Source organism: Streptacidiphilus sp. MAP12-33 (genome assembly GCF_041261265.1).
GTDB lineage: Bacteria > Actinomycetota > Actinomycetes > Streptomycetales > Streptomycetaceae > Streptacidiphilus.
Genome location: NZ_JBGCCA010000011.1, coordinates 131,483 through 153,154, shown reverse-complemented (window position 1 = coordinate 153,154; position 21,672 = coordinate 131,483). Strand labels below are relative to the sequence as shown.

General features: G+C 68.0%; 12 protein-coding genes and 1 pseudogene. 7 read left to right on the top strand and 6 right to left on the bottom strand.

Annotated elements, in window-relative coordinates:
• Nucleotides 1-829 precede the first annotated feature (829 nt).
• The gene (locus tag ABH931_RS13800) at nucleotides 830-994 is read left to right on the top strand and encodes a hypothetical protein (protein ID WP_370112858.1); all 165 of its coding nucleotides are present in this window, start codon (nucleotides 830-832) and stop codon (nucleotides 992-994) included.
• Nucleotides 995-1,223: 229 nt separating this feature from the next.
• Nucleotides 1,224-1,625, top strand: coding sequence for a DUF6193 family natural product biosynthesis protein (locus tag ABH931_RS13795; RefSeq protein WP_370112856.1), 402 nt, complete (start codon nucleotides 1,224-1,226; stop codon nucleotides 1,623-1,625).
• Here the strand turns inward: ABH931_RS13795 and istB are convergent.
• On the bottom strand, nucleotides 1,617-2,408 hold the full coding sequence (istB, locus tag ABH931_RS13790) for an IS21-like element helper ATPase IstB (RefSeq protein ID WP_370112855.1): 792 nt from the start codon (nucleotides 2,406-2,408) through the stop codon (nucleotides 1,617-1,619). The genes ABH931_RS13795 and istB overlap by 9 nt on opposite strands.
• A gap of 11 nt (nucleotides 2,409-2,419) precedes the next feature.
• On the bottom strand, nucleotides 2,420-3,451 hold the full coding sequence (locus tag ABH931_RS13785) for a hypothetical protein (protein WP_370112853.1): 1,032 nt from the start codon (nucleotides 3,449-3,451) through the stop codon (nucleotides 2,420-2,422).
• A 109-nt stretch (nucleotides 3,452-3,560) separates the two neighbouring features.
• Between ABH931_RS13785 and ABH931_RS13780 the strand changes: the two genes are divergently transcribed.
• Both ABH931_RS13780 and ABH931_RS13775 read left to right on the top strand, forming a co-directional pair.
• Complete coding sequence (locus ABH931_RS13780; protein WP_370112851.1) at nucleotides 3,561-3,767, top strand: hypothetical protein; 207 nt, start codon at nucleotides 3,561-3,563, stop codon at nucleotides 3,765-3,767.
• A 139-nt stretch (nucleotides 3,768-3,906) separates the two neighbouring features.
• A complete protein-coding gene (locus ABH931_RS13775) occupies nucleotides 3,907-4,509 on the top strand; it encodes an Imm21 family immunity protein (RefSeq protein ID WP_370112849.1) in 603 nt (200 codons plus the stop codon).
• An 18-nt stretch (nucleotides 4,510-4,527) separates the two neighbouring features.
• Here the strand turns inward: ABH931_RS13775 and ABH931_RS13770 are convergent, their stop codons facing one another.
• Together ABH931_RS13770 and ABH931_RS13765 are read right to left on the bottom strand one after the other, a co-directional pair.
• A complete protein-coding gene (locus ABH931_RS13770) occupies nucleotides 4,528-6,357 on the bottom strand; it encodes a tyrosine-type recombinase/integrase (protein WP_370112847.1) in 1,830 nt (609 codons plus the stop codon).
• A complete protein-coding gene (locus tag ABH931_RS13765; protein WP_370112845.1) occupies nucleotides 6,357-7,379 on the bottom strand; it encodes a tyrosine-type recombinase/integrase in 1,023 nt (340 codons plus the stop codon). Before ABH931_RS13765 ends, ABH931_RS13770 begins: the two co-directional genes overlap by 1 nt.
• A 983-nt stretch (nucleotides 7,380-8,362) precedes the next feature.
• On the opposite strand from ABH931_RS13765, the pseudogene ABH931_RS13760 reads away from it, so the two are divergent.
• Nucleotides 8,363-8,867, top strand: a pseudogene (locus ABH931_RS13760) (winged helix-turn-helix domain-containing protein).
• The gene (locus tag ABH931_RS13755; protein WP_370112844.1) at nucleotides 8,864-9,412 is read left to right on the top strand and encodes a transposase; all 549 of its coding nucleotides are present in this window, start codon (nucleotides 8,864-8,866) and stop codon (nucleotides 9,410-9,412) included. Before ABH931_RS13760 ends, ABH931_RS13755 begins: the two are co-directional and overlap by 4 nt.
• Here the strand turns inward: ABH931_RS13755 and ABH931_RS13750 are convergent.
• Nucleotides 9,378-9,737 carry a hypothetical protein gene (locus ABH931_RS13750; RefSeq protein WP_370112842.1) on the bottom strand — a complete coding sequence of 120 codons (360 nt, stop codon included), beginning with the start codon at nucleotides 9,735-9,737 and terminating at the stop codon, nucleotides 9,378-9,380. The genes ABH931_RS13755 and ABH931_RS13750 overlap by 35 nt on opposite strands.
• Nucleotides 9,738-10,454: 717 nt before the next feature.
• Complete coding sequence (locus ABH931_RS13745; RefSeq protein ID WP_370112840.1) at nucleotides 10,455-17,123, bottom strand: RHS repeat domain-containing protein; 6,669 nt, start codon at nucleotides 17,121-17,123, stop codon at nucleotides 10,455-10,457.
• A gap of 673 nt (nucleotides 17,124-17,796) precedes the next feature.
• Here ABH931_RS13745 and ABH931_RS13740 point away from each other — a divergent pair.
• Nucleotides 17,797-21,573 carry an FG-GAP-like repeat-containing protein gene (locus tag ABH931_RS13740; protein ID WP_370112838.1) on the top strand — a complete coding sequence of 1,259 codons (3,777 nt, stop codon included), beginning with the start codon at nucleotides 17,797-17,799 and terminating at the stop codon, nucleotides 21,571-21,573.
• Nucleotides 21,574-21,672 lie beyond the last annotated feature (99 nt).

Here is a 21,672-nt window from a genome sequence, read left to right as displayed (position 1 = left end):
TCGCCGGGCCCTGATCCAAGGTCGCATCACCACGGAACACCCCGCAACCCCTGGCCCAACCCGAAGATCAGCCCATAGACCATTGCCGCGAGCACCACCGCGGACACCCCAACCATGACCAACCCGGTCACGTTGTGTTGTGACGGTCGGCGCATCTCAGAACCCCCAGCCCATCGTGCCGGCGACGAAGAGCAGTATGAGCATCGCGATGATGAAGAGCCGCCGCCGTCTGGGCAGTATCCGCGCAGGCACAGACCCTGTCCTGAGTACGTTCACTCAGATTCGCGATCCGACTCCCCGCAGTTGGCCCTCACCGACTCTCCGGGCCCGGCGACCTGACGGTCGCCGGGCCCCAACACGTCGCTGGACGCTCCCCGCCTTCACCACTTCGTTGAGCGATGAACGAGCTGGGGCGAGCAGCATCCCTGGTCGTTTTCGGCCGTCCTCATCAAGGTCCGCTGTCACAGGACACCCGCGTACGAGTCGGTGTTCTTGGATGCCGCGACGGCCCCCGCCCCCGCGCTGACTCCGGACGAACAGGACGAGCTGCTGCGCCGGCTGGGGCCCTGCGGGCCTGCGGTGCGCTGCTGCGGCCCTGGGAGATCGGCGACCGCAGACCACCGAAGAGCGTGCGCAAACTGCCGTCCCGGATAGAGGCTGACCGGCTCCGCCTGCTCACCGACCGCCCTCGATCGCAGCGCAGTGCTCGGCTCGAGGGCCTGCCACCATCAGGGAGTCCGCAGCAGAGTTCGCGGAACAGCTGGCGTCGATGGGCCAGGTCGCGGAGCTCACAGAGTTGTGGCAACTGGGCCACGTATGGGGCTGGCCGGTGTACGAGAACGTCACCTTGCCCGAGCTGAGCGAACCAACGCTCGCAGTGGCCGCGCATCTGCAGGCACTGCTGGAGCAGCTGACTCCGGAGCAACTGCTGGAGGTGGAAATCTCGCTGTCGGTCGCACGCGACATGTTGAGCATGGCGCTGGTGGCTGTGTAGGTGGAGATGAAGAGCATTTGTCGGCGAGTGCTGGCAGCGGTTGGTCATCGACCGCAGGTCGAATGTCGACGAGAACCGAGAGCACTCACGCGTGTCGGTGGTGCCAGGCAAGTGCCTTCAGTGCTCCAGGAGGATGGCCTTCGGGTGACCTTGATCCACTGGAGGCGGCTGTCTCGGGCGGCGACCGCTCGGTGTTGACAGGGGATGGGAACGGCTTGATGGTCGGCGCATGACGATCTCGGGTGGCGACGGTGAGCGCGACAGGGAATGGCAGGGGCTTCTTGATAGTTGGCGTCCGCCGCATGCCCCTGGGGACGTGGTGAGTCCTGCATTGTGGGACTTGTTGGAGCTGGCTGCCGCGGAGCCTCAGCTGCGCAGGCTGTTTCCGTGGACGAGCATGAACGAACTGCATGTGTCAACGACGGGCGATTTCCGCGATTACGGAGCAGAGCCATTCCCGGCGGTGGCTGCATCGACGACCTGCGGTTTTATCGTGATGGCGCATCCGTGGGGAGAGGACCACGTGGTGTTGGAGAGCCAGGACCCCGCGGTCGCGTTGGAGTGCATGGTCCGCCTGACGAGAGAGGCACTCTCAAGCGACCCGTCCGGAGACGCAGGGACGTCAGCTTGATGTCTGCTCCTGCCGGGCTCGGGTGGTGGCGAGGCGGTAGGAGTCGGTGCCGGTCTCGATGATGTTGCCGCCGAAGGTGAGGCGGTCGACGATGGCCGCGCAGAGCCGGGGGTCGGTGAAGGTCTTGGTCCAGCCGCCGAACGACTCGTTCGAGGCGATCGCCACGCTGTTCTTTTCCTCCCTTTCCGTCAAAACCTGGAAGAGGAGTTCGGCGCCGCGGCGGTCGAGTTCCATGTAGCCGAGTTCGTCGATGCAGAGGAGATCGACGCGGCCGTAGCGGGCGATGGTCTTGGTGAGGACCTTCTCGTCGGCGGCCTCGACCAGTTCGTTGACGAGTTTGGTCGCGAGCACGTACTTGACCCGGTAGCCGGCCATCGCGGCTTCGGTGCCGAGCGCGATCAACAGGTGGGACTTGCCGGTGCCGGAGTCTCCGATGAGGCAGAGCGGCAGGCCCTTCTTGATCCATTCGCACTTGGCGAGGGTGTGGATCATAGCGGGGTCGATGTTGGGGTTGGCGTCGAAGTCGAACTTCCGCAGCGACTTGTCGCGGGGGAAGCCGGCGGCCTTGATGCGGCGTTCGGAGCGTCGGCGGGCGCGGTCGTCGCACTCGGCCAGGAGAAGTTCGGCGAGAAAGCCGAGGTAGGACATCTGCTCGCGGCCGGCGGTGTCGGCGAGTTCGGGGAACTGGGCCCGGATGGTGGGCAAGCGGAGCATGCGGCAGGCCTGGTCGACCGCGGTGGTGGCGGCCTGCTCGGTCAGTCCGCGCTGGCGGGGGATGGTCACGGCGGTCTCCTTCACGGGGTGGTGCGGGGGCGTCGGAGGCGGAGAAGCTCGTCGTAGGCGGCCACCGAAGGAAGCGGTCGCCGGTCGGGCGGGAGCTGGGTCAGGCGGCGCGCGGTCAACGAGGTGACCGCCGGGCGGTCGCCGTCGACCGAATCGGGTTCCGCGTGCGCGACGGTGTCGGCTTCAGCGGCTTTGCGGGCCTCCAGGGCAACCGCGTCGGCAGTGAGGGCGCCGGTCCGCAGGGCGGTGGCGAGGCCGGCAACGAGGTGCTCGTGGGGAAGGTGGCGGCTCAGTAGCAGGACCTCGATCAGCGCGCGGGTGCCGTCGCGCTCGCCGTGGGCCTTCACGGCCGCGGCCCACCAGGCGTCGTGGAGCGGCGTGAACTTCCCCGCGGCGCGGGCCTGATCGAGGGCGGTGGCGCCGGGGAGGGCGCCCGGCTTGCGGATGAGGGCTTCGAGGTAGTGGTCCAGTTCCAGGCGGGTGCCGGACTTCGCGATCAGCCGCTCGTGGCGGGCGACTTCCTCGCGGCCGTCGTAGACGACCAGCTCGGAGGCGTGCAGGATCGCGCGGACGGTGCGGCCGATGAGGCGGACCGGGACCGAGTAGCGGTTGGTGCGGACGCAGATCTGGCTGTAGCGGTCGACCCGCGGGGTGAACAGTCGGCCGGTCTCGAACGGGTCGTCCGGCAGCGGCGCGAGCAGCGGTTGCTCGGCGGCGAAGTACTCACCGATGGTCCGCGGCCGGGAGCGGATCCGGCGGGCCTCGTCGGCCTGGTCCCAGTGGTCGATCATCTCGTTGAGCTCGGCGATGGTGGCGACGTCGGGGACGGGGACGAGGTGGTTGCGGCGGAAGTACCCGATCTGGCCCTCGACGCCGCCCTTCTCGTGGGCGCCGCGGATGCCGGGCTGGCAGTAGAGGGCGTTCAGGCCGTAGTGCGAGCGGAACGCGACCCAGCGGTCGGCCTCCACGCGCTGCCGGGAGAACCCGAGGACCTGGGCGACCGCGGCCCTAAGGTTGTCGTAGCGGACCTTGCCGGTCGGCACTCCTCTAATATGCGGGTCTCGGTGTCAAGAGTGGGACCGGTCGATAGGTGTCACTGCGAGGGGCGATAAGCCCGACCCCGATTGGCCTTCGCTCGTTACCCTGCCGCTCGTGCCTAACGTTGCCAGCCCTGCCGACATGATGTCCGAACGCCTCTTGTGCTGCATCTGCGGCCAGAGCACCGCCGACTCCGACGACTACGTGCTCCTGGGGATCAGCGCCCCCGGCATCCCCACCGAGCAGTGGCTCGGCGCCCACGCGGAACACCTCAACGGCGTCCTTGCCCGCGGCTTCTCGGTCGAGGTGCACAAGATGTGACCGGGGGCGTGTGGCGGCCCCGGGCTGCTCGCGCGAATCGTCGCGTGGCCGATCAAATGTGAAGATCGCAATGCGCCGGCGGCGTGGTGACTGAGCTGGGAGGCCTGTCACTGTCAGCGGCTCCGTGGATACTGGCGTCGTGACGACGTTCCCCTCCGCCGCAGCCGACTCACCCGAGTCTTCCCCGTCCTGGGTCGAGTCGATGGGCGGTCCACTGATCGTGGTGCCGGTTTCCGCGTTGGCCAAGTGGCATGGTTGCACCGGGTCAGGGATGGTCGTCGGCAGTGGTGACCTCCTGGACGACTACGACCGCGCCTGCGAGGTGGATGATCTGGCTGGTGTGATCGCCGTCGGCGAGGACGGCGCCGAGGGACTCGTCTTGGGGGACGAACCTGCCAGCAGCTTCTATCTGGCGGAACATCAGGCCTTCGTTCGCTGGCTGGGTGCCGACAGCGAGGCAGACCTGATCGCCGCCGCCCAGGCTGTGCTTGCCGACTCCACCACCGAGTGGGATGAGTGCGGCGTATGGAACACGGACGGCCCCGCGGTTCTCATGGACTCCGTGACTGCCGGCGCCGAGCTCGGCATCGAGTACCCGAACGGCGGAGGCACGCCAGCTCAGGCCCCCGTCGTCCTGCCGCCCGGCAGCTGGCTGGTCCGCGCCGTCCATGCGTCACCTTTCGAGGACACCTCTGTGGGCGTGGTCCAACTCGTGCCCCAGGCAGCAAGCCAAGCGAGATGAGCCCTCGGCAATGGGGCGTCAGGACGCTTCTTCGTCCAGTCGGCTGATCAGGCCGTCGAAGATCTGCTCGCGGGCGACCTGCCCCTTCGCGGCCGCGTCGTCGCGTTGACGTTCGAGCGTGGGGCGGAACTCGATGGTGGTGACGAAGAACGTGCAGGACTCGCAGATCGACTCGAAGTGGCAGTCCATCTCGACAGGCCGCGCGCAGTAGCCGTTGCCGAGCATCCGGCGGTGCATCTCCCGGCGGAGCTTGGCCATCTCCGAGCCCTCCGCCTCGGCTGGCAGCCGACGAGGGGCGTCGTAGAGCGCCTCGACCTTCTCCGAAACCGCAAAGTACTCGTCCGCCACCGTCCGGTCGGCGATCCGAGCGTAGACGCGCGTCATGGACAGCGACCGGTGACCGAGCAAGGCGGCGATCGCCTCCAGGGACATCCCCCGGTTGATCGCCTGGGTGGCCAGTGTGTGCCGAAGCTGGTGCGGGGTGACCCGGCCCAGGCCGGCCCGTTCGGCGGCTTGGCGGACGGCTTGCTCGATTCGGGAGGCGCTGACCGGGCGGCCGTGATCGGTGAACAGCAGGTTCGACCGCAGGCCCTCCGGCCGGTGCAGCAGCCAGTCGTCCAGCAGCGTCTTCAGCTGCGGGTGCAGGGGGACGTAGCGGTCGGTGTGCATCTTGCCGACCGGGACGCGCAGCCAGTAGGCGGAGCCGATCTGGACGACCGCGTCGATGGTCAGGCCGAGCATCTCACTGCGGCGCATGCCGGTGCGGGCGAGTATCTCGATGGCCAGCCGGGCGAACGGGTCGGAATCCTGGCGGGCGGCGGCCAGGAGTTTCGCGGCCGCCGCATCGTCGAGGAAGCGCGGGAGCGGGTGGTCCGCGATGGGCAGGTCGCTGTCGAAGACCAGTTGGCGGGGCGGCCGGTCGTCGATGTCCCACTCGTCCAGACGGCGCAGGAACCCGCGAAGTTTACTCAGCCGATCGCGGACGGTGTGTCGGTGCAGTGGTCCGCCGCGGGCGGCCGGCCGTTCCAGCAGCCACTGCCGGTAGCGCTCGACATGCCGCCGTCTCAGATCGGCGACGCAGGTCACGGATGTGTCCTCGCCCGCGACGAGCAGGGCGAACTCGCGCAGGGTCAGTTCGGCGTTCTTCACGGTGCCCGGCCGGAGGGTGCCGTCGACGTGCTGCAGGTAGTGCTGCATGGTCTGTGCCATCGCGGGCGGGACGCGGGCCCACTCCTGGGCGCGGATGTCGGCCCGGTCCGGGCAGCGTCGACGTGGAAGCTGGTCGGACAGGCTGCAGTGAAACAGCGTTGCTTCGAGCGTGAACAGGGCCGTTGACAAGGCCCGCACCCCGCGAGTAGGGATGCGGTGGGCCGCTTCGAGCAGCAGGCGCCGCCCCTCGTCCCAGTCGGCCTGCTGCAGCTCGTGCGGCCTTCGGCCGAAGAGCGCCACGAAGTGGGCGAGCAGATTGAACTGGGTCATGGCCACCGTGTTGCGAAACCTCAGCGAGCGCGCGGTCTCCATGAAGCGCAGGTGCAGTTCCGGGTCCGTGCGAGCGAGCACGATGCCCAGCCGCGGACGCCGGGCCACCAAGTAGTCGGCGCCCGGCTGCATGCGTCCTGTCACTGAGAGCCAGCTGATGAAGCGGTGCGTCTCGTGGTTGAAGGCGAGCTGGCGTTCCAGCGGCAGACGAGGGAAGTCGGACAGATCCGGGACTTCGGCGAGCAGGACGCGGGCGCCCCAGCGGACCTTGTGGTCGGTGTTCATTCCCTGGGCGGCTCGGTGGGCGAGGTAGGACTCGACCAGGTCCGGTCGCACGATCGGCAGAGCCGCGGCTCTGGGCCGGCGCATCAGATTCCCGACCTGTCTGCGTCGATCGCGGCGCTGGCCTGCAGATACTGCTCGGCGAGCCAAGTATTCGCCAGGTGGATGTAGATCCTCGTCGACTCGATAGAGCGGTGTCCGGCCTGGGCCTGCACTGCTTCCAGTGCCATGCCCGCCTCTCGGAGCCGGGTCAGGCACGTGTGGCGCAGCTGGTGGCAGGTCAGCCTCGGAAGTCCCGCCCGTCTCTGGACGCCCTCGAGGATCTCGTCCAGGCCGGCCGCCGACAGCGGTCGACCGCGGGTCGGGCCGCGGAGCACCACGAACAGCCGGTCATGGTCAACCGGCGGACGCTCACGGTCCAGGTAGTCGCCGACCGTGGTGAAGAACTGTCCGGAGATCGGTATCAGCCGCTGATGACCGCCCTTGCCTTCGCTGACGAAGACGCGACGTTCACCCGGCGAGAGGTCGCCGAACCGCAAACCGAGCACCTCGCAGCGGCGCAGGCCGCCCAGCAGCATGGCCAGGACCATCGCCCGGTCTCGCGAGGTGTTGAGTGCATCCAGCACCGCCTCGACCTCACCCGGGCCAAGAACGCGCGGAAGGGTGCGCGGAGTGCGTAGCAGAGGGGCACCGCGATTTCCGCCCCGTCGGCGGCTGGCCAGCCCCGTCGGCACCGGGTTGCGGTCGATGGCGAGGTCGTCGCGGGTGGCGAGGTAGCCGAACAGGCCGGAGATGCTGGCCAGTCGGCGCTTGATGGTTCTGGCCGAGAGTCCGGCCTCTCCGTCTTCGAGCCGGACGACCCTCGGCCCGCGTCGTGGCGCCTTCTGCGCGGTGATGAACGCGAAGACGTCGGCGGTGACGACGTCGACCGGTTCCTTCGGCACCGTGGAGAAGAAGACCTTCAGGTCGTAGGCGGTGGCCAGCAGGGTGTTCGGTCGGCAGCGTGCCGCGACGAACTCCAGGTAGTCGTCGACGAGGGCATGGCCGAGCGAGGCCGTGGGGTTGCCCGCAGCATCGACGCGTCGAATCAACTCCGGCTGCCAGGCCATATGTGCTCCTCGACGGGAGCGACCATCCTGGCCCGGAACACGAGATCGGGGAAGAGGCGTCACCCACATAACCTCCCAGCGCGTTGAGAGCGTGGACGTGGCCCTCGAAGAAGGCCTCCTGGCCGGAAGAGGCGAAGATCCGGTGGACCGCCTTCCCGGAGTAGGACAGGCGGAACGCGAACAGGTAGCAGACCACCAACTCGCCGCCGAGCCGCACGGTCACGTCGCCGAAGTCGACCTCGGCCTCCGCCCCGGGCAGGTGGGTCTGCGGGACGAAGGCCTCCACCGCCCGGCCCGCCTGGACGCGGATCTCCGGGCGTCGTTTCGCCACGTATTCGCGGACCATCGGGTAGGAGACGTCGAGGGCGCCGTGTTCGTCCAGGAGCCGCTCGAAGATGCGCTTCACGGTGTGCTGCTGCTTGCGCGGTGCCTCCAGGTCGGCCCGCAGCATGTCGTCGATCAGCGGCTTGAAGGCGTCCAGCCGGGTCGGGCGCGGTGGAAGCGGCTTGCGCGGCTCGGGCCAGGCCGACGTCAGGGCCTTCTGGACCGTCAGGAACCCGACCCCGTACTTGCGCTGCAGGGCCCGGCTGGACATGCCGGTCCTGGCATCGCGGCGGATTGCCGCATACAGCTCGACCTTCGACTTCGGCACCACCGGCCCCCTCGTCGCGCGCAGCACAACCAGAGTCCCGAAGCAAGCACCAACCCGCTCTCAAATCTCGGCGACATCACTCTCACGAGCGACCAGGTGCTCTCGCCGCTGAGCAACACGCGCTCTCACTACTCACCTACAAAGCCACGCTGGAGTTCGTAGAAGAGGCTGTCCAGGGCCGCGAGTTCCGCGTCCGGTCGATGACAAACGCAGACCTGGAGCGGCGACTGAAGGAGGAGCGGCTCGAGGCCCAGGTCGACGAGCTGCTGCTCGCTCCCCTCACGGACTGGACGGATCTCCTGCGGCGCGGTGGCACTGGCGCTCGTGTGGGATGTCGTCGACCTGGTCGCGCAGATCGCGCAGTTGTCCATCCGGGACACGCCGCCTATGGGCCCGGATCGAACCCGAGGACTACGAGGGCCGGCCGTTGTGGAGTCAGGCCCGGCCGCAGGAACGATGGCGCTGGTCGGTCGGCTGGACCGGAAGCGTGGGCGATCGCCTGTGGTTCGATGGCGGGCGGACCGCGACTGTTGCCGCCGCCCGGAGGTCGAGCTGGCCAAGGGCGCGGTCGCCCACGGCTGGCCGGACCAGACGTGGACCCTGGCCCGGATCAAGACGCTGATCGGGCGGCGGTTCCACAAGTCGCTCACGGTGTCGGGGGTGTCGCTGATGCTGCGCGTCACGGCTGGAGCCATCAGGTCCCCGCGAAAGTGGCGCGTGAGCGGGACGAGCAGGCGGTGGCCGGCTGGGCGAAGGAGACCTGGCCGTCCGTGGAAGCACCGCGGCGGCGCTCGGCGCCTACCTCGTCTTCGAGGACGAGGCCGGCTTCTCGATGACGCCGCCCACCGCCCGCACCTGGTCGCCCCGCGGCATGACTCCCGTCGTCCGCGTCCGCGGACGCTCCCAGCGCCGGATCTCCATCGCGGCACTGGCCTGCTACAAAACCGGCGAACGCCCCCGGCTCATCTGGCGGCCTACGGTCCACCCGGACCACAAGTCCGGCGGCCGCCGAAGCTTCGCCTGGACCGACTACCGCGACCTGCTGGTCGACGCCCACCAGCAGCTCGGCAAGCCGATCGTCCTCGTTTGGGACAATCTCAACGTCCATCGCGACCGTCGCCTTCGCGCGTTCATCGACGCCCACGACTGGATCACCGTCCACTATCTGCCCGCATACACGCCGCAGCTCAACCCCGTCGAGGGAATCTGGTCACTGCTCCGGCGCCGCTGCCAGACCAACACCGACTTCACCGATCCCGCCCACCTGATGCGAGCCCTCCGAAGGGGCCTCCGCCAGGTCCAGTACCGGCCCGACATCATCGACGGATGCCTCGCCGGCACCGGCCTCACCCTGACGACATCACCCCTCGAAGGTCAGTAACACCGTGAGCGGGTTGGCCGTGGAAGGCGGCAGGCTGCTCCAGGTACACCGGCAGCTCAATGCTCTCGTCGTCGCTGCGCATCACCGTGCGCGGCAAGTTACGCAGGGCGTACGCACGGGCCGGCTGGTGTGCGCGCGCAGCCGCTCGGCCCGCGAACAAACTCGGCTGGCTGTCCACCACAGGCGCAGCAGGGCCGCTGGCCACACACGCGACGACCGCAGCGACGGCCCACAGCGGGCGCATCGGCGCGATGCCGAAGCCGTCGCCGCGCAGATGCGCACAGCGCTGCGGCAGCGGCAGCGGCAGCGGCAGGTGCACCGTCAAGCTGACCACGATCCCGGCAAGCCCGTACAGCGTCGCCGCCGTTACAGAGATCGGGGCTGCGGCAGGCGGCGGCGAGGCTCATCCAGATGCGGCAGCAACCTCGTGAACTTCTCCGCGAGCACCGCCTCAATCCTCTCCGCCACAAACGAATCCTACGGCCCAACACGCCAGCCATGAGCGGAAGTCATTAATCAGCGACCCCCTGGGGCGGGGCTCAGCTGGTATTCAATAGAGCATTTCTCAGCACGAGAGCAAAGCCCGCCAAAAAGATTAGCAAGACAATCGGAAGGACGTATGTCAGGACCCCATTTTCGGGAATCCCGTCGGCGCCATAATTCCTACGCCGATAGAAGTAGGAGATATTTGCAAGGAGAACGACAGCGAGACCGAGTCCTGGAATCAGGCAGTCTTTGAGTGCTATCTGATTTCCATATATGACGCCCGCTCCGACGCTGAGCAATCTGTCACCAACTTTCAAATGACCTTCGGACCATAGATTCCCGTACTGTCGCCGATCTCCGCGATACTACTGCATACGGGAGTGGAGCCGTTCGAAGGGGTGCGTCTGCTGCCCGTTCTCCGACTCCGCCCAGCTGGCAGCCGACCAACACCCCCGAGGGGCTACGTGGCCCGTCAATGAATCCCCTGGGCGGGCGTGGCGGTCCGCCGGTCAGACGGGCGGACCGCCACGAAGGATCGGGGTTGATCCGAGTGGTTTCAGCGGAGCAGGGATGGGATGTAGAAACTCTTCGCGCTATACGAATTATATCCGTACAAACCTGCTCCAGTTCCGACGCTGGCACCCCAGTTGCCGCCGTCCCCAGGCCATGCGCCCTGGACACAGCCCATGACGCCGTCGCCGTAGCAGCCTCCGACCGCACCGGCATTCTGATCGGAAGGCAGCCTCGTGTTAAATCCGATGGAGGCACCGCCGCCCACGCCGAAAAGGCTCTTAGCGAATTCCCTCTCCGTCAGGCCGCTTTGGGCGGCGGCCTCGGGATTCTTCCATGGAAGGGTCAATCCACCCGAAAACGTGAGGTACCAATCTTGGATCGAGACCGAGGCACAGAGGACCGCAATGCACCCGCCGGCCTGGACGACGACGTAGTTGCCCCACGTCGCTCCGCTGGAGCCTTCGCATCCGACCGCCAGCCCGTTTGCATACGCCGAACCAGAACACTGGAAGGCGCTGGAAGCCGGGTCGTCCCCTGAGAGTTCCCTCTGGAGGATTTCTGCGCACTTGCCGGTACAGGCCGACATGTCGGGGGTGCTTCCGACGGGTCGGGTGTCCCACTTGCGGTGGCATCCGCCCTTGTCACAGCCATTGAAGTCCCAGTGGCCGAAGGTGTCGGTGTTGGGATCCCAGTGGTTGCCGTGGGAGGCTGCGGCGTTGACCTGCTTGGTCCAGTTGCGCTCGTTGGTGACGACGCTTTGGATCTGCGAGTCGACAGTGGCGGCGGTGCCTCCGGTGGCTCCGGTGTCGGGGTCTTCGAACATCAGCCCGTTGGGGTCGCTGCCGTTGACGGGGTCGTCGGCGGAGTAGGTGTAACCGCCGAGCTGGTTGGAGTCAGTGGCTTCGAGGACTGGGTCTGCTTGCAGGAAGCGGCCGGTGGTGGCGTCGTACAGGCGCGCGCCGAGGATGTCGTAGCCGGTTGATGGGTCGGTGGGCTGGCCGAGGTAGCCGCGGCTGTCGATCCAGGTGCCGGGGATGACGCCGCGTGGGGTGCCGTAGGGGGTGACCATGCGGCGGGTTTCGGCGTTGGCGCCGAGGGCGGAGTCGAGGGTGAGGTCGCCGGTTCCGAGGTTGTTGTCGGCCTCGTAGGTGAGGGTGCCGGTGCTGCTTCGGATGACGGTGGGGCCACCGCCAGTTGCGTAGTAACGCAGGCCGGTGACGGGGTTGCTGCCGGTGAGGGTGAGCTGTTCCCCGGGGAGGTAGAGCAGGGTGGTTGTGGTGCCGGAGACGGTGTTCTTCTGCTCGAGGAGATTGCCGCCTGCGTCGTAGGTGTAGGCGGCGGTGTTGCCGGTGGTGCTGTCGGTGACGGTGTGGGTGCGGTTGTCGGGTGTGTAGGTGAAGGTCTGGTTGCTGGTGACGGTGCCGCCGCCGTTGGTGACGGTGTCGTTCTTGGTGGCGCCGTTGGTGAAGTAGGTGTAGGCGGAAAGGGAGAGGGTGGCACCGCTGTTGTCGGTGGTGGTGGTGCTCTGGGCGGTGTCAGGCTGGGCGGTGGTGTTGGGGGTGGTGGTCTGGGTGCTGGTGACGGCGCCCGTGGTGTCGTGGGTGGTCAGCGTCTGGCGGTTGCCGTTGCTGTCGTAGGTGTAGGTCTGCCAGTAGGGGGCGGGGCCGCCGTTGGTGGTGGCGCTCGGTGCGGCGCTGTTGCAGTTGCCGATATTGGGGACGGAGGGGGATGCGGCGCTGGTGGTGCCCTTGGTGTCGGTCCAGGCGGTGGCGAGCTGTCCCTGGCCGTTGTAGGCGTAGCACTGCAGGTCGGTGGCGGCGCCTGAGTCCTGGATGTCCTGCTGGGCGGTGATCTTGCCGGCCGGGTTCCAGAGGGTGGTGATGTCGTCGACGTGCCCGGTGCCGTTCTCCTTGTCCAGGGTGGTCTCAGTGGTTCGGCCGGTGGCAGTGTCGTAGAAGTTGGTCTGGACGACCTGGTTGGGCGTGTCGCCGAGGGTGTAGCGGGTGACCTGGCCGAGTGGGTTGGAGATGATCTGGCTCAGGTAGTCGGCGTTGCCGCCGGCGTTGGCGAGGGTCCCGGCCTCGGTGTACGAGTTGTAGACCGTCTCGGCGGGCAGGCCGCCGTCGGCGCCGTAGGTGGTGTGGTCGAGCAGGCCGGTGACTGGTGTGTAGGCATAGCTGATGCTGTAAGTGCCGGCGAGGGTGCCTTCGCTGCTCGGGATGGTGGTGGTGACGCCGGTGGAGGCGCCTCGGTTGGTGTAGCCGGCGATGGTCTGGGTGAACTGGTTGCTGCCGCTGTAGGAGGTCTGGCTGGCGAGCTGGCCCTTGCCGCCGGTCGCGGTGTCGTACGTCCAGGAGTCGAGTTCGGTTGCGCCCTGGGAGAGGGTCTTCTTCCGGCCGAGGGCGTCGTAGGTGTAGGTGAGGGTGGTGTTGTTGGCGTCTGTCGAGGTGAGCAGGTCACCGGCGGTGTTGTAGGTGGAGCTGCTGCTTCCGGCGTCCGGGTCGCTGGTGGAGACGGGGTGGCCCCAGGCGTCGGTGATCTGGGAGTGGTTGTGCTGGCCCGCGTCGGTGACAGTGTTCTGGGTGGCTGCGCCGCCGCTCGCGGTGGTGGTGCGGGTGTAGGTGTAGTTGGTGATGGTGGCGTCAGCGGGGTTGCCGGTGGCGGTGTTAGAGTGGTAGCGCCACAGGGCGGTGGTGCGGCCTTCGGCGTCGACCAGGGTGGTGGCGGCGGTTCCGCCTGTGGGTGGGGAGGTGTCGGTGCGGTCGGCGCCCGGGTATGCGGTGGTGGTGGTCCACTGCGGCTGGCCGTAGGAATAGAAGGCGGAGGTGAGGGGGCGGCCGGTGCCGTCGTAGCCGGTCACGGTCTGGCCGGGAATGTTGGCGTCCGCGGCTTGGTAGACCGTGGATGTGGGCGCGTTGGTGATGTAGTACGGCTGGCTGGTGGCCTTCACTTTCCAGCCGTGCGAGTCGTAGAAGGTGTCGCTGACCAGTGTTCCGTTGGAGTTGGCGCCGTCCTGGGACAGGTTCTGGTCCTGCCGGAGGTCGCCGAAGCCGTTGTAGATCTGGTAGTCGGCGGCGTAGGTGGCGTCTTCGCGCAGGGTCTTCTGCTCGGTCCACGAGACTGCGGTCTGCCCGCCGCTGGAGTAGACGTAGACAGTGGATGCGGTGGCGGTGGTGGCGCGGCCGGGTGCCCAGACCGAGGTGAGGCGGCCCAGGGCGTCGTAGGCCTTGCTGGTGGAGTTGCCGTTGGGGTCGACGACCTTGGTGGGCAGTTGGCGGATCTGGTCGAGGGTGGTGGTGGTCTGCCAGTTCCCGGCCGTGACGTTGGTGGCGACGGTGGTGGTCGGGAGAACTTCGGTGGCCGGGCTGTAGCTGGTGGTGGTGGTGTCGCCTCGGACGTTGGTGGAGGAGAGGAGCCGGCCGTAGGCGTCGTGGCCGGTGGCACCGGACGGCGCGGTGGTCTGGGCCGTGAAGCTCTCGGTGCTGCCGGACCAGGGGCCCATAATGTCGGATTCGGTGACGTTGCCGACGCCGCCTGCAGGGATGACGCCCGCAGTGGTGTTGCCGTCATAGAAGGCGCGGGTGTCGGTGAGCGTGGTGGCGGCGGTCTTGGCCGGGCAGCTGCCGGTGCCGACCCCGGTGCCGGTGGTGAGGGCGACAGTGGTGGTCTCGGCGGGCAGGGCGACCATGCCGGCGTTCACGCCACTGGAGGGCGGGGTGGCGTAGCTGTACGTCGTGCAGGTCTCCTGCGAGCCGGTAGTACCCAGCTGTGAGGTGTCGCCCTGGTCGTCCTTCTGGGTAAGCAGCCCGGTGGTGGCCGAGTACTGGGAGAAGATCTTCGTGGTGCGCCAGGTGGTGCCGTCGGCGAGCAGGCTGCGGCCGATGGTCTGGAAAGTCTGGACGAAGTAGGCGGTCTCCGAAGGAGTACCGGCGGGGCTGCCTTCGGCGTGGGTGGCGGTCAGCTGCGAGGACGGCAGGCTGATGGAGTCGCGGATGACCTTGCCGCCGGCCTTGTCGTAAGTCTGAGTCTCGTAGGCGAAGCCGTCGTACTGGTTGCTGTCAGTGATCTGGTCACCGAGGGAGTCGGTGACGGCGGGCCAGGTGCGCGGAGTCATGCTGGTAGCGGAGGTGGAGTCACCGGCCATGCCGCGCAGGTAGTAGGTGGTCTCCGCGGTGATGGGGTCAGGGGCGTGCCCCGTCTGCTTGGTCACCGAGGCGTAGCCGCGGAACTGGTCCCAGGTGCGCTGGGCGTTGGCGGTCTGGGCGGAGTCGTTGCGGTGCCAGATCGGGGTGCCGTTGTAGGTGTAGTCGGTGTAGCGGGTGGGGGCGCCGCCGACCTCGTCGATCTCCCGAACCTCGGTGACCAAGTACTTCTCGAACCAGTCGGCCGTCAGTGTGGAGCTGGGTGGGGTCCAGTACTCCTGGTAGCACCGGCGGGTGTCGTTGGAGGGTGACGGCAGGTCCGGGCTGGTGCTGGACTGGCTGCAGTCCGGGTTGGTGTAGGTCACGTTGATCGCTTCACCGGTCTCGGTGTCGATCGCGGTGATGCGGAAGCGGTTGAACGCGGGCCAGGATGCTGCGCCGGGCACGCGGCTGGACATGGCGGCGTAGACGAAGCTCACGGCCGGCGTGGCGATGGCGGTTCCGTCGTTGCCGGTGTGTACCACCGAATCCATGCGGAGCGCCGGCGAGGTACCGTCGCCCGGGTCGGGCATCGACTGGGTCAGGGCGTAAGTGTCGACCGGCTTGTAGCTGGTGGCCGTGGTGGTGCCGGTGTTGACCTGGGTCTGGATCTGGGTGAGCCGCTCCTCGGTGAAGAACGACATCGAGTAGTTGGAGCAGCTGCCGCTGGAGGCACAGACCTGGTCCTGCGGGACGTCGGGCCAGTAGGGGGCTGTCGTGGAGGTCAGGGAGGCGCAGTCGGCGGTGGTGACGGTGTGGGTGCCGACGACGCTACCCGGGATGCAGCGTGTGGCCGTGGTGAAGACGACCTTCGCGGCGGGAGCGGGGGTGGCGCCTTCGCTGGCGATGTCGGCGGCGCGCCAGCCGTAGGAGATGGTGTTCAGGTACGCGCTGCGGTCGAAAGCGGTCAGCGTGTGGGCGCTGGAGCGGGCGTAGTAGTTCGTCTCCTGGGTGTAGCTGTACTGCGTGGTGTTGCCGTGGGGGTCGATGACGAAGTCGAGGAACCAGCGGTAGCCCATGGTGGCGGTGTAGGAGCTGGTTCCGGTGGTGGAGGAGTAGCAGGGGTCGGTGCTCTTGGGGCAGTACACCGGTTCGGTGGAAACCGAGTTGGTGGCCTTGTCCGAGCCGGTTCCGCCTTCGGCGGTGGGCAGCTTGCCCGCGCCGTAGTACATGCGGGTGCCGTCCTGGAGGGCGATCTCCCAGCCTTCTCCGTTGTAGGAGCCGTTGCTCAGGCCGGTCAGGTGGGTGATGGTGGCGCCGTTGTCGGACGACAGGTGCCACTTGCCGCTGGTGTCGTCGTAGACGAGCTGGCCGGAGGCCGTGCCCGCGGCGGTGACTTCGTGGCCGCCGTTGGCCCAGCAGGTGTCGCCGGATCCGGTGATGCCGTCCTGGGAGCAGGGCTGGTAGGAGCGCTCGATGAACTGTGCGGTGCCGGCCCAGCCGTCACCGATCCATGAGGGCTGGGAGTTGGTGGAGGCGTTCTCGCCGTCCACGCTGGCCGAGGAGTAGGTGAGCGCGACGCTGGGGGCGGCGCCGCCGAGGGCCGCCGGGACCGTGATGGGGTAGCTGTAGTCGAAGTCGCCGGCGCCGCTGCCTGCCGTCCACTGATCAGAGGGCTTGAGGGAGGTCGCGGCGAAGTTTCCGGTCGAACCGGACTGTCCGGAGACTGCCGCCATCACCGTCATCGGACTCGCCACGGTCTGCGCGGTCTGCGCGGAGAATGCGGTCGCTTGGACGGCCGTCGCCGCGCTGCCTGTAGCGGAAGCGTGGTGGGCGGTGGCCTTGGCCTGCTGGCCGGCGGGGGGCACTTGGGTGGCCGGGAGCGTCAGGTCGGCGACGATGCGGCCACTGTGGGGGTCGCGGACCGCGTTGACGGGGGTCTGCTGCTGGCACGCGGCCAGTTGCGGAGCGGTCAGTGCGCAGGCGGGGAGCTCCACCAGTCGCAGGCGCGAGGCCAGGTCGGCGCCGCCCTCGCCGGCCAGGAGGTTCGGGTCGAGCTGGACGGCGACCTTGCCGCTGGCCGCAGAGGTGTCGTTGCGGGAGATCCCGAACAGCACTCCGGACTTGATGCCGCCCTTGCGCGCCGCGGCGGGGTCTGCGAAACGCACCTGCACCCCGTGCGGCGCAGCAGCACCGTTAGCGGCTGAGGCGACCCAGAGAGGCGAGGTGCCCACGCGTGCAGCGGGGCCGGACACGACCTGGCTCTTCGCCAGCTGTGCGACAGGGCCCTGGGTGAGCGCCGAGGTGCTCTGGCCCGCGTTGGGCAGGTCGACCTTCGGCGGCTGGAAGGAGTGCCGGGACAGCGGAGCCAGGTGGCCCTTGACGTTGGAGGCGTACGTGCCGGGTACACCCTTGGTATGCGGGAGTGGTGTCTGCGGCGGCGACCAGATCTGGCCCTTGAAGTGGTGTGCCGCGAACGCCATGTCCGGCAGCACGGCCGAGCCCATGGTGAACACGGTCAGTAGGGCGAAGAGCCTTGTGAGGGTGGAGCGTGTGCGCTGCGCCCGCTGACTCCGGCGTGTGGTGGCCATGGGGTTCCCGTGATCGATGGTGTGCGGCGCGGCCGCGGAGACGATCACGAAATGTAGTTGCCAGTGGGGGGCGAACTGGAATGACGATTATTAACTTCTTACTTTTCTTGCCCTAGTCAAACCATGATCCAGTACCCAAAAGCGAACACACCGGACAGGGTGCGGGATCGATCTCGCCAAAGTCCAACGCCAGGGAACCAAGAGGCCCACCGAAGGCGGAGGGAATCACTCCGGACCGTCACCTCTCGGCCCCGTCCGGCCTTGCAAGGTAAGGGCCCCCTTCATTCGTGGACGCACTCTTTGATCAAGAAAACAATCTTCCCTGCGATGGCCCGACACTACTGGCACCGCATCACCCCATGAAGCAATATCCCATTTTGCCAACTTTGCACCTCGCCTCTTCAAGTGGAGTGATCCTCATTCACTTCCTACCTGGCGCATCGTCACACGCTCCAGGCCAATCGCCCCAAATCCCCCGAACCAGCGGTTCCTGACCGCTTGTCGGGGCCTTCCTGCTGGTCAGGGCCGCGAGGCCGCGGGTTACGGTGTGCAACGGGCGGGCCGATCGGCTGCCCCTTCTTCTTTTGCACATGATCACGGGAGGCCCCCGATGGGGATCCGGCATGCACGATCGGCCGCGCCCGGGCGGCCACTGTTCAGACACATCGGGGGGATGGTCACCGCCGCTCTGATCGCGGCTCCGCTGTCTGCCCTCGCGCCTGCGATCGCGCACGCCGACACCGCCCCGCCCGCGACATCGCCCGATGCGGCGGCGCTGACGCAGGCCCAGGCGACCGGCAAGAGTGTGCCGGTGGATGCGGACACCACCGCCACTTCCACCACCGTGGCCAATCCGGACGGCACCTTCACCTACACCGCCACCCCGGTGCCGACCCGCGTGCAGCAGAACGGCTCCTGGGTCCCGGTCGACGCCAGCCTCCAGGCCGTCACAGGCGGGTACGCGCCGAAGGCGGCAGAGTCGTCCGTGCTCTTCTCGAGCGGCGGGACGGGGCCGCTGGCCACCATTTCGAACGCGGCCGGTCAGAGCGTGTCGGTCGCCTGGCCCAGCGCCCTCCCGGCTCCGACCGTGTCGGGCGCGACCGCGACCTACGCGAACGTGTACCCGGGCGTCGACCTGCAGATGACCGCCACGACCGACGGCGGCTACACCGAACACCTCGTCGTCAAGGACGCCACCGCCGCGGCCAATCCGGCGCTGACCGACATCCACCTCGACACCAGCACCAGCGCCGGGCTGACGCTCAGCCGCAACCAGGCCGGTGGCCTGCAGGCCACCGACTCAAGCGGCAACGCGGTGTTCTCCTCCCCCACCGCCACGATGTGGGACACCCCCGCCAACGCCGCGGGGGCAGCAACCACCCAGGGCGGCGCCGCGAAGCTGTCGGCCCAGTCACTCTCCTCGACCCCTGCCAGCGGATCCGCCTCCTCGCAGGACGGCGCCGACCAGGTCACCCCGATCGCGGTCAACGTCAGCGGCAGCGGCGTGGACCTGGTGCCCCCCGCCGGTTCCCTGACCGCGGCCGGCAACACCTACCCGCTGGTCATCGACCCCTCGCTCACCCCGAAAGAGCAAGGCTGGACGTGGACCTCGTCGGTCAACTCGGGCACGAGCTACTGGCAGGGCAGCAACAACACCAATGACACCAACGCACACGTCGGCTACGACGACTGGTGCTCCAACGGAGCCAGTGGCTGCACCGCCTTCGGCGTCACCCGCTCCCTGTTCAACCTCGATACCACGCCGCTGATGGGCAAGCACGTCACCAGCGCCACCGTGAGCATCACCGAGCAGGGCCCGACCTCCTCCTGGAGCGGCACCCGCCAGATCGACCTGCACGGCGCCAACAACTTCGACAACACCACCACCTGGAACACCCAGAGCATCTGGTCCACCGTCGCCGCCACCGGCAACTTCGCCAGCATCAACTCCACCGCCACCGGCAACGCGAATTTCGACGTGACCGGGCTGATCCAAAGCGCCGTCGCCAACGGCTACACCCGCCAGAACATCGCGCTGCAGGCACACGACGAAACCGACGACACGGCCTACCGGTACCTGCTCGGCGGCACCCTGCAGACGCAGGTCACGTTCTGGTCCACGCCGGTGGCGCCGGCCGACCCGCCGACCGTCACCAACAGCGGCTCGACCGCCAACTGCAGCGGCACCAGCGCCTCGCCGAACTGGGTCAACGCCAACGACTCCCGCACCGTCACCCTCAACGCCTCCATCCCCAGCCCCGACAGCTACACCAACGGCACCACCGAGGACGGCGCCTTCTGGTACCAGCAGGAGTACCCCAGCGTCGGCAACTGGACCAGCCTCACCAGCGGCCAGGTCGTCATGTCGGCCAACCCGCAGCCCGTCTCGGAAACCATGCCCACCCTGAAGGACGGCGACGAATACCGCTGGCACGTCATCGCCGAGAACCCCGGCGGCTACTACAGCTCCCCCGTTCCGGCGAACTCCGACAACAACTGCTGGATCCGTGTCGACATGACCCCGCCCACCGCCGGCATCACCGGGACGCCCCAGCCCCCGACGACGGTGGGAGGCTCGGGTAACTTCACGGTCACTGGCGCCGACTCCGGCACCAACCCCTCCGGTGTCGCGAAGATCGTCTACAACATCGGCGGCACCTCGCTGACCAGCGGCGGTGGCGGCGAGCAGAGCGTCAACGCGTCGTCGTTCCAGATCCCCCTGACCGGCGGGCACTGGGGCACCAACACCGTCTGGTACGCCGCGGTCGACGCCGCCGGCAACCAGTCCGTTCCCCAGCACTACGACTACTACGTCATCGACACTGCCTACACTCCGGGCACCGCGGGCGACCTCGACGGCGACCACATCCCCGACCTCGCAGCAGTCGACGCAAGCGGCAACATCCGCGTCTACAGCGACCCGCTCAGCAAGACTCCCGACACCGCCGGCGCCGTCGCCCTGCACAACAGCCAGGCCCCGAACGGAACCACCTTCGCCGGCTCGATCCTCGCCCACAACGGGTCCTTCACCTCCGGAACCTGCGACGACCTCGTCATCATCCAGGGCGGCAGCCTGAACCTCGCGCAGAACGTCAACTGCACCGGCACCGGCATGAACCTCACCACCGCTCAGGCCCGCCCCACCAGCGTCACCGGCGACCAGACCAACTACAACCAGAGCGACTGGTCCAACGTCCGCCAGGCCGTCGTCCTGCCGCCTACTGCCCCCGGCGGCAAGCCGGCGCTGGTCACCCTCGAGGACGCCAACGGCGTGCCCACGCTGTGGCTGATGACCGCCGTCAGCCAGCGCTTCGTCACCGCGACGCTGCTCGCGACCGGCTCCGCCTTGAACAACCTCACCCTGATCAGCCCCGGCATCGTCAACGGCTCTCCCGCGCTGTGGACCCGTAACACCGTCACCGGCGCACTGACCCAGTACCTGAACATCGAGGCCGACACCCCGGCCAGCATGCCGGGCACCGCCATCGCCCCCAGCGGCTACACCCTCGCCGCCTACCCGACCATCACCTCGTCCGGCCCGATCGGCTCAGCAGGAGGCGGTGCCGGCACCGGCCCCGCCCTGTGGGCCACCACCGCCAACGACACCCTCGAGCTGATCACGACCAGCGTCGACACCAACGGGAACGTCACCCTCCAGGCTCCAGTCCAGATGAGCAGCCCGAACTGGAACGGCGGCATCCGCGCCCCTGGCAGCTTCGCGGACGTCGCCGACTGGAACAAGGACGGCAAGCCCGACCTGCTGGCCACCGACGGCCTGGGCAACCTGTGGTCCTACCCCGACACCGGCACCCCCAACGTCGCGCTCACCGGCAACCTGCTCGGCTCCGGCTTCACCGGCTACACCTTCGCCGGCGTAGCCGACATGAACGGCGACGGCTACCCCGACCTGGTCGCCGAGGACCCCAGCGGCGGCCTGTGGCTCTACCCGGGCGACGCCGCCCACGACCTCAACACCCCCCGCATCAAGATCGGCTACGCCTGGCAGAGCTACTCCTTCGCCGGCGTGCGCGACTGGAACGCGGACGGCCACCCTGACATCGTCGCCAAGGACAGCAGCGGCGTGCTGTGGATGTACCCCGCCAACGCAGACGGCACCCTCGGCAGCCGCGTCCAGATCGGCTCCTACTTCGGGACCTACACCCTCGACGGCCTGGTCGACTGGAACAAGGACGGCCACATGGACCTGCTCGCCACCGACTCCAACGGGACCGTGTGGCTCTACACCGGCGACGCCGCCCACGACACCTCAGGCGGACGCACCCAGATCGCCACCGGATGGAACTCCACCACCGCCGGCCTCGCCGACTGGACCGGAGACACCAACCCCGACCTGATCGCCCTCGACCCCACCGGCAACCTGTGGGTCTACCCCGGCACCGGCACCCTCACAGCACCCGGCGCCCGCACCCCACTGCCCGTCCAGTGGTAACGGCCCACACCTAACACCGTCCCTCGCAGGCGTGGCACCCCACCCGTGCCACGCCTGCGAGGACATCCACCGTCACCACACCAACGCCGCAACCACGCA

Coding starts and splice junctions, on each gene's coding strand:
- ABH931_RS13770 (WP_370112847.1), bottom strand. CDS start 6,357: ATGCGCCGGCCCAGAGCCGCGGCTCTGCCGATCGTGCGACCGGACCTG.
- ABH931_RS13755 (WP_370112844.1), top strand. CDS start 8,864: ATGACGCCGCCCACCGCCCGCACCTGGTCGCCCCGCGGCATGACTCCC.
- ABH931_RS13745 (WP_370112840.1), bottom strand. CDS start 17,123: ATGGCCACCACACGCCGGAGTCAGCGGGCGCAGCGCACACGCTCCACC.
- ABH931_RS13795 (WP_370112856.1), top strand. CDS start 1,224: ATGACGATCTCGGGTGGCGACGGTGAGCGCGACAGGGAATGGCAGGGG.
- ABH931_RS13765 (WP_370112845.1), bottom strand. CDS start 7,379: ATGGCCTGGCAGCCGGAGTTGATTCGACGCGTCGATGCTGCGGGCAAC.
- ABH931_RS13740 (WP_370112838.1), top strand. CDS start 17,797: ATGGTCACCGCCGCTCTGATCGCGGCTCCGCTGTCTGCCCTCGCGCCT.